Here is a 7,127-nt window from a genome sequence, read left to right as displayed (position 1 = left end):
AAAAAATGGACCATGCCCATCCAGAACTGGCGCAATGCAATGAGCCGATTTATTATCGCCTTCGAGGATCGACTTCAAGGACATATTTAAACGCGGGGCAGTTACACAGAATTATTTACAGGCTCGAACTGGGCAACGAGTTGTCTTGACCCGGCGCCACCCTGGACGATCAATCCAAATGCTACTTTATCTAGAGGCCAGCGCTGCCTCCCATGCGATCAGCGCCGCTTTTCGTTCTGCTCCCCATCGATAATCACTGATTTCTCCACTTTCGCGGATGACGCGATGGCAGGGAATGAGCAGGGCAATGTTGTTCTTGCCGATGGCGGTGCCAATGCTGCGATGCGCCTTGGGTATGCCCGCCATTTGTGCGAACCGGGTATACGAGACAATCTCACCTGGCGCAATTGATATCAAGGCTTCCCATACCTTGATCTGAAAATTGGTACCACGCAACATCAAATGCAAGGGTTGCGTTGCTGAACCGGGAATGAAAATTGCCGCCGCAAGCTGCAATGCGCGGGCCTGATCTTCCTGCAAAGATGCTGCTGGCCAGTCTTGCTGGAGGGCGATGACCGCGTTTGCTGTTGCATTCGCCTCAATAAAACCAATATGGCAGATACCGCGTGTTGTCCAGGCGATGAGAGCGGCTCCGAATGGGGTAGGTGCGGAGCCGTATCCGATTTGCAGGCCCGCGCCTCCGCTTTTAATTTCGCCTGGCGACATGGCCTCGCAGGTCACCATCAAATCATGCAATCTGCCCGGGCTTGATAATCCTGCTTCCAGTGTGATCGACAACAAGTCTTTCGATGCACGCAACGCCTGTTTGGCGTGCTCTTTCGTGACATATTGCAGAAATCGCTTGGGCGAGACACCGGCCCATTCCGAGAAGATTTTTTGCAGATGAAATTCGCTCAGACCAAGCTTGTCTGCAATTTCATTGAGGGTAGGTTGGCGTCGCGCATTGCCGCGTATAAAGGTAATGGCGCGCGCGACCATCTCGTACTGGCGCGCCTGATCGGCCAGCGTGTTACGCATTGCTGGGTACCCTGCGTTGCAATAGCGCGAGGGGGTTGAAGCCAGTGACCAATGCCGTACCGAGGATGACGATGCATGAACCGGCGGCCATGCCCAGGGTAATGACTTCATGCAGAAACAGTCTGCCCCATAGAATACCGAATACCGGGATCAGGAACGTTACCGTCAGTGCTGAGGTGGCTCCGATGTCGCGTATCAGGCGAAAATAGAGCAGGAATGCAATGCCGGTACACACGATGCCGAGAGCAATGACGGCCAGCATGACACCGCCGCCAGCCGCGGCATGAACGGGAGCAAATGGGACAGCGGGCGCAATCATCAGACCAGCTGCCCACATGCTGCCGTGCGCGTTGGAAAAACTGTCCACTGATTTCGCGGTCTTCGCATAGGTGGTGGCGATTCCGTACGAAAATGCGGCCAGTAATGCTGCAGTGATGGCGATTCCGGCGCCGCGTTGCGCGGTCAGGTGATCAAATCCGACCACCAGCCCGACACCGATAATGCCCAGCATCAATCCAAATATGGTACGCACATTCAATGGATGGCGCGCCCATGCTGCACCGATTACCGCTCCCCATATGGGTGAGGTGGCATTCAGAATCGACATGGCCGAGGCCGACAACGTCTGCGCTGAAAATGCGAACAGCAGGAATGGTATGGCGCCGTTGAATATCCCCAGCATGAGGTAGTGTTGCCAATGCTGCCTGGCATTAAGTGGCTTGCGCAGCACAATGGCCATCATGGCAAGAAATGCGGCAGCCAGGCAAACACGGTATTCAATCAGGATGACGGGTCCCAGCACCGGTGCACTGATGCGTGTAAACAGGAAGGAGCCGCCCCAGATGGCGGCGAGGGTGATCAGTCTGACAAGGCTGGCGAGGTTCACGAAGCATCCAGATAGTGGTTAATTCAGAGGCAGTATCGCTGAGTATGGGGCGTGTTTCCACCCGATTCTTGCTGTATTGATGATAGGGAAAAAAGAAGTGCGATGCACGCGTGACTGATGGGGCGAAACGGCAACGGCCGAACAGCTGTGGTGACGATTCCGTCCGCATTGGCGGCAAGTTCTGCCGAGTTTTATCTGGGCGCCTGCCAGCAGTTGTTGCTAACCTGGTAGGTGGTGGTGAGTTGTTCGCTATTGGGTTGCAGGATGTAACGCACGCCAATGATGTCGCTTATCTTGCGCCAGTAGATCGCCATGGTATTTTTCTCGCCGGCACCGACTACGTTATGGAGCGCGATGACTTTGAGCGGGTTGCCATACTGGGTATTGAAATTGCCGGTAATGGTCACAAAATTACTGAAGGAAGCCACCATTTCCTGATCGAAACCGACCAGCTTGTCATTGCAGAAAAGGAATACATAGCGACGGCCTGCCGGACTATCCGATGAGTCATACGCCATCAGGGTATCACCTGATTCAACCTTGTTTTCAAAATTCCAGGACTTGAGTGTGGTTTTGAGCTGATCGCGGGTCATGCCGCTTTTGAATTCGCCGACTTCAAAGGCTGAAGCGGGCTGATAACAGGCGATCAGGATCAAGGCAAGCAGGACATTTTTTGTAGGCATGGTTTTTAGTGTGCGGAATTTTCCATGAGATTAACTTGACTGGATAGCCAAGTCGAGTTGTACTCGTCACAAACAGCTAAATCGTAGTGCGAGGTAAAGATGATGCGTATACGTCATTTATTAATGAAGACAGCACTTATTTTCGCCACAACCGGCATTTGGCTGCTGCCTGCAGCCCACGCCATGGGCACGCGGCCGCAATCGGCCGGTGCATTGGGCACAGGACAAATTGTTTCCACGGCGGGAATTCGCGGTCTGGATGAGGAAAAACTCAAGGCCGCGCAATATGATGCTGCACAAATAAGAGAACTCGATTCGCAGACAGTGAGTGCCGGTGCGGCCCGCAATTTTGCTGCACAGGCTGGTCTGCGCAGCCGGCCGATCGCCTATTTACCTGATCCGACACGGGGCAATAGCATCTACCCGTAACGTAATTATTCGTCGCTTTCTGTATCCAGATCAGGAATGTGGCTGAATGCGATGCGCATGGGCGCGGATTGGAGCGCGTCATGCGCGGCACCGAAATACACTGCATTTTTGCCGAAACGGGCATTGAGTTTGTCTACCGTGGCATTGAGCTTGCTGCGTGCAATGCCGGTATCGAACAGTGACGGCGTGTGGTATGCCGCTTCAGCCAGACGTGTGAGCGTGACACCGACCGCCAGCGGATCGTCACGCAGTGCTGGTTTTTTCTGCCACAGCAAGTCGAGCACGTCGGTCAGGGTAAGCGTATCGGAGGTGTGGTCGAAGCTGATTTTCTCGTGCCAGGATGGGTAGCGCAGGTATTTCACCTTGACCTGCATGGCACCCGCCAGCAGTTCGTGACCGCGCAGACGCACGGCGGTTTTTTGCAATAGTTTGTGCAGCACCGAATGAGCCGCGTGGTCGTTACGCATTTCCGGTGCCAGTACATGTGAATGTCCGATACTGGCGCGCGGACTGGGTGTGGGCAGGCGCCATTCACCGCGCAATTTGGCATACATGCGCTCGCCTTCAATACTGCCCCACGCGCGTGCCAGCCGGGGCTTGTCGGCAGCCCATAAGTCGCGCAAGGTATGGATCCCGGCCTGATTCAGGCGTTTTTCCATTTGTCGCCCGACCCCGTTGATATCACGTAGTGTCAATGGGTACAGGCAATCGGGCAAGTCGTTGAGTTCAATGACCGTCAACCCGTCCGGTTTGCGTATATTGGAAGCAGTTTTAGCCAGAAACAGGTTGGGCGCAATGCCGATCGAGCAGCGTAATTCTGTACCCACCGTGTCATATATGGTGCGCTTGATTTTGTGCGCCAGCGTTTCGGCGTTGGCGCGTATGCGCTGGCTGCCGGTGAGTTCGCAGTGCATTTCATCAATCGAATAGACAGCCTCTACGTGGGTACAGGATTCCACCGCAGCCACCAGTTTATGATGATATTCCACATACATGGCGGGGCGTGCCGGCACAACGCGAATGCCTTTGCACAATTTGCGCGCTTCATGGATAGGGGTGCCGGTGCGGACGCCGAAAGCCTTGGCTTCGTAACTGGCCGCGATGCAGCAGGTCGTTTCAGCCACCACCGGCGCCACACACACGGCCTTGCCGCGCAGCGCGGGCTCGGCCTGCTGTTCCGCCGAGGCAAAATAGGAATTGAAATCAACGTAGAGCGAGCGAAGCATACGGTATAATTGCGGCTTTTGTAGTGTACGGAAAGCAAAGGTTTAACGCATGAGTCTGAATCTGGTCCCCGTTGGCAAGGATGTTCCCAACGATTTTAACGTCATCATCGAAATTCCCATGCATGGCGACCCCATCAAGTATGAAGTAGACAAGGAAAGCGGCGCGATGTTCGTGGATCGCTTCATGTCTACCGCCATGCATTATCCCTGCAATTATGGCTATATTCCCCATACCTTGTCCGAGGATGGCGACCCGGTGGACGTGCTGGTCATGACGCCGGTGCCGCTGATTACCGGCGTGGTGGTGCGTTGCCGTACCGTCGGCATGCTCAAGATGAGCGACGAGGCGGGCATTGATGCCAAACTCATCGCCGTGCCGGTAGACAAACTTTGCTCGCTCTACAAAAATGTGCATACACCCCAGGATCTGCCTGCATTGACCTTGGCACAGATTTCCCATTTCTTCGAGCATTACAAGGATCTGGAAACCGGCAAGTGGGTCAAGGTGGAAGGCTGGGTCGGTGCCGATGAAGCCAAGGCCGAAATCATGGCCGGGGTGGAACGCTACAACGCCGCTGCGGACAAGCCCGCATTTTAATCCGCCAGAGTCGCCAGCCAGCGGCCCTTTTTTGAGGCGTTCCAGCATGAAAATCTGCATCATTTCCGACAGCCATGATAATCGCCGCCTGATGGCGCTTGCTGTCGAGGACGCACTCGGCCGTGGTGCCGAGGCCGTGCTGCACTGCGGCGACGTGGTTGCGCCGACGACACTGCGCGCATTGCAAAAATTCGCCTTGCCGGTGCATGTCATCCACGGCAACAATACCGGCGACATGTTCAACCTGTCACGCCTGGGCGCGGAGGAGGGCAGCGTGATTCGCTATTACGGTCAGGATGCCGAAATCGAGCTGGGTGGACGCAAGATTTTCATCGTCCACTATCCGCATTACGCGCGTGCCATGGCCTGTACCGGCGATTACGATCTGGTGTGTTGCGGGCATGATCACCGTGCCGAAATCAGGCATGTGGATAACGTCAGCGGCAGCCAGAGCCTGATGCTCAACCCCGGTACGGTAGGCGGGGTCGGCGCGCCACCCACCTACATCATGGGTGATCTGGAAACCATGCAATTTGAAGTTTGCGACGTACCGGCCGCACCGAATGAACTGACCAACCTGACGCGGGTTGCCTCACATACTTCAGAGCGCGGCGGGTAACAATCTAACCAGGTTCATCTTTGCAAAAACCGACCAGGCGCCATGACGTCAAACCAGAACCCTGAACAAAAAGCCCGCGACACCATCGACGCGCTATTACGGCAGGCGGGATGGACTGTTCAGGACAATAAAAGGATCGACCTCAATGCCAGCCAGGGTCAGGCGGTGCGCGAATACCAGACCGATGTCGGCCCGGCAGACTATGTGCTGTTTGTGGATAAAAAAGCGGTGGGTGTGATCGAGGCTAAAAGAGAAGACCTTGGCCACAAGATTACCGATATTGAAAGGCAAACCGAAGGCTATGCGGCAGCCAGATTAAAATGGGTCAATAACAAAGCGCCTCTGCCTTTTCTTTACGAGAGCACCGGCATCATCACTCGCTTCACGGATGGCCGCGACCCCAAGCCACGCTCACGCGAAGTGTTCTGCTTCCATCGCCCGGCAACGCTCAAGGAATGGCTAGCGCAAGGCACCAGCCTGCGCGAGCGTTTGCAGCACATTCCATACTTAACACGAACCATCTTCCTGCCAATGAACTGCGCCTGCGCGATTGCCAGGAAGCCGCCATCACCAAGCTGGAAACCTCGTTCAAGGCCGGCCGCCCCCGCGCCTTGATTCAGATGGCAACCGGCGCTGGCAAAACTTACACTGCGATCACCGCCATTTATCGCCTGCTCAAACACGCGCACGGCAAGCGCATCCTGTTTCTGGTGGATACCAAAAATCTTGGTGAGCAGGCCGAACAGGAAATGATGTCCTACGTGCCGTTGGACGATAATCGCAAATTTACTGAGTTGTATAATGAATCGCCCCGGGTTTTGAGGAGGCTCCAAATCTTGAGAGAATGGAGCCATGAACAAATCGAACAAATATTCCCCCGAAGTCCGAGAGCGAGCAATCCGCATGGTGCTAGAACATCGCGGAGACTATCCATCCCTATGGGCTGCCATTGAATCAATCGCACCGAAGATTGGCTGTTCGGCCCATACCTTGCTTGAATGGGTTCGCAGACAAGAGGTCGATTCCGGGCAACGGGCTGGCGTTACCAGCGAAGAACGCGGGCGTATCAAGGCGCTGGAGCGCGAAGTGAAGGAACTGCGCCGCGCCAACGAGATCCTGAAGCTTGCCAGCGCTTTTTTCGCCCAGGCGGAGCTCGACCGCAAACTCAAATCCTGAGATCGTTCATCGACCAGCATCGCGACACCCACGGGGTCGAGCCGATCTGCAAGGCCTTGCAGATTGCTGTCTCCACCTGGCAAGGCTGGCTGTATGTGGCTTTTGTCATCGACGTGTTTGCCCGGCGTATTGTGGGCTGGCGGGTGAGCCGCGCGATGCACACGGACTTTGTGCTCGATGCCCTGGAGCAGGCGTTGTATGCGCGTCAGCCGGAGCTGGGAACCTTGGTGCACCATAGCGACCGAGGCTCACAGTACGTCTCCATCCGCTATACCGAGCGGCGAGCCTCGGCCGGAATAGAACCCTCGGTCGGCAGCACTGGCAGCAAAGGCCGCTTTAAGGTGAATGGTGGCCTGCAACCGAGCGGCGTTCACCGGGCGTCGTAACGACTGGTAATAGCCAGCACGGCTCACCGACAGGACTCGACACGCCTGTTGTACCGGGATGGCCTTCTGTTGCAGTTGCTGAATCA

At 55.5% G+C, this 7,127-nt stretch carries 9 protein-coding genes, 2 pseudogenes and 1 other annotated feature; of the genes and pseudogenes, 6 read left to right on the top strand and 5 right to left on the bottom strand.

Annotated features, from left to right (window positions below):
* Window positions 1-186 precede the first annotated feature (186 nt).
* From ACYCZJ_RS16205 to ACYCZJ_RS16195, 3 genes are all read right to left on the bottom strand, one after another.
* Window positions 187-1,038 (bottom strand): methylated-DNA--[protein]-cysteine S-methyltransferase, encoded by an 852-nt coding sequence (locus ACYCZJ_RS16205; RefSeq protein ID WP_461555257.1) that lies wholly within the window; start codon window positions 1,036-1,038, stop codon window positions 187-189.
* The gene (locus tag ACYCZJ_RS16200; protein ID WP_461555256.1) at window positions 1,031-1,924 is read right to left on the bottom strand and encodes a DMT family transporter; all 894 of its coding nucleotides are present in this window, start codon (window positions 1,922-1,924) and stop codon (window positions 1,031-1,033) included. Before ACYCZJ_RS16200 ends, ACYCZJ_RS16205 begins: the two co-directional genes overlap by 8 nt.
* 191 nt (window positions 1,925-2,115) lie before the next feature.
* Window positions 2,116-2,607 (bottom strand): hypothetical protein, encoded by a 492-nt coding sequence (locus ACYCZJ_RS16195; RefSeq protein ID WP_461555255.1) that lies wholly within the window; start codon window positions 2,605-2,607, stop codon window positions 2,116-2,118.
* Window positions 2,608-2,706: 99 nt separating this feature from the next.
* Between ACYCZJ_RS16195 and ACYCZJ_RS16190 the strand changes: the two genes are divergently transcribed.
* On the top strand, window positions 2,707-3,036 hold the full coding sequence (locus ACYCZJ_RS16190) for a hypothetical protein (RefSeq protein WP_461555254.1): 330 nt from the start codon (window positions 2,707-2,709) through the stop codon (window positions 3,034-3,036).
* A gap of 5 nt (window positions 3,037-3,041) precedes the next feature.
* Here the strand turns inward: ACYCZJ_RS16190 and ACYCZJ_RS16185 are convergent, their stop codons facing one another.
* Window positions 3,042-4,262, bottom strand: a complete 1,221-nt coding sequence (locus tag ACYCZJ_RS16185) for a DNA polymerase Y family protein (RefSeq protein WP_461555253.1) — start codon at window positions 4,260-4,262, stop codon at window positions 3,042-3,044.
* 49 nt (window positions 4,263-4,311) lie between these two features.
* Here ACYCZJ_RS16185 and ppa point away from each other — a divergent pair, with 49 nt between their 5' ends.
* From ppa to ACYCZJ_RS16160, 5 genes and pseudogenes are all read left to right on the top strand, one after another.
* A complete protein-coding gene (ppa, locus tag ACYCZJ_RS16180) occupies window positions 4,312-4,860 on the top strand; it encodes an inorganic diphosphatase (RefSeq protein ID WP_461555252.1) in 549 nt (182 codons plus the stop codon).
* Window positions 4,861-4,906: 46 nt separating this feature from the next.
* Window positions 4,907-5,479, top strand: a complete 573-nt coding sequence (locus ACYCZJ_RS16175) for a metallophosphoesterase family protein (protein WP_461555251.1) — start codon at window positions 4,907-4,909, stop codon at window positions 5,477-5,479.
* A 42-nt stretch (window positions 5,480-5,521) separates the two neighbouring features.
* Window positions 5,522-6,094 (top strand): type I restriction endonuclease, encoded by a 573-nt coding sequence (locus ACYCZJ_RS16170; protein ID WP_461555259.1) that lies wholly within the window; start codon window positions 5,522-5,524, stop codon window positions 6,092-6,094.
* Window positions 5,983-6,432 (top strand): DEAD/DEAH box helicase family protein, encoded by a 450-nt coding sequence (locus ACYCZJ_RS16165; RefSeq protein WP_461555258.1) that lies wholly within the window; start codon window positions 5,983-5,985, stop codon window positions 6,430-6,432. Before ACYCZJ_RS16170 ends, ACYCZJ_RS16165 begins: the two co-directional genes overlap by 112 nt.
* Window positions 6,332-6,978 (top strand): annotated as a pseudogene (locus tag ACYCZJ_RS16160) (DDE-type integrase/transposase/recombinase); the annotation flags it as partial. The gene ACYCZJ_RS16165 and the pseudogene ACYCZJ_RS16160, both read left to right, overlap by 101 nt.
* Window positions 6,610-6,724: a sequence feature (AL1L pseudoknot), on the top strand. Its footprint overlaps the pseudogene before it by 115 nt.
* On the opposite strand, the pseudogene ACYCZJ_RS16155 reads toward ACYCZJ_RS16160, so the two are convergent.
* Window positions 6,904-7,127: pseudogene (locus ACYCZJ_RS16155) on the bottom strand (hypothetical protein); the annotation flags it as partial. The pseudogenes ACYCZJ_RS16160 and ACYCZJ_RS16155 sit on opposite strands and share 75 nt — an antisense overlap.

The sequence above is a fragment of the Sulfuriferula sp. genome, assembly GCF_054605375.1.
The sequence above is the reverse complement of the archived record's forward strand: the minus strand, read 5'-3'. Positions and strand labels throughout refer to the sequence as shown.

Excerpts from the sequence above, each read along its gene's own strand:
- ACYCZJ_RS16205 (WP_461555257.1), bottom strand. The coding sequence starts at position 1,038 with ATGCGTAACACGCTGGCCGATCAGGCGCGCCAGTACGAGATGGTCGCG.
- ACYCZJ_RS16195 (WP_461555255.1), bottom strand. The coding sequence starts at position 2,607 with ATGCCTACAAAAAATGTCCTGCTTGCCTTGATCCTGATCGCCTGTTAT.
- ACYCZJ_RS16190 (WP_461555254.1), top strand. The coding sequence starts at position 2,707 with ATGATGCGTATACGTCATTTATTAATGAAGACAGCACTTATTTTCGCC.
- ACYCZJ_RS16185 (WP_461555253.1), bottom strand. The coding sequence starts at position 4,262 with ATGCTTCGCTCGCTCTACGTTGATTTCAATTCCTATTTTGCCTCGGCG.
- ppa (WP_461555252.1), top strand. The coding sequence starts at position 4,312 with ATGAGTCTGAATCTGGTCCCCGTTGGCAAGGATGTTCCCAACGATTTT.
- ACYCZJ_RS16175 (WP_461555251.1), top strand. The coding sequence starts at position 4,907 with ATGAAAATCTGCATCATTTCCGACAGCCATGATAATCGCCGCCTGATG.
- ACYCZJ_RS16170 (WP_461555259.1), top strand. The coding sequence starts at position 5,522 with ATGACGTCAAACCAGAACCCTGAACAAAAAGCCCGCGACACCATCGAC.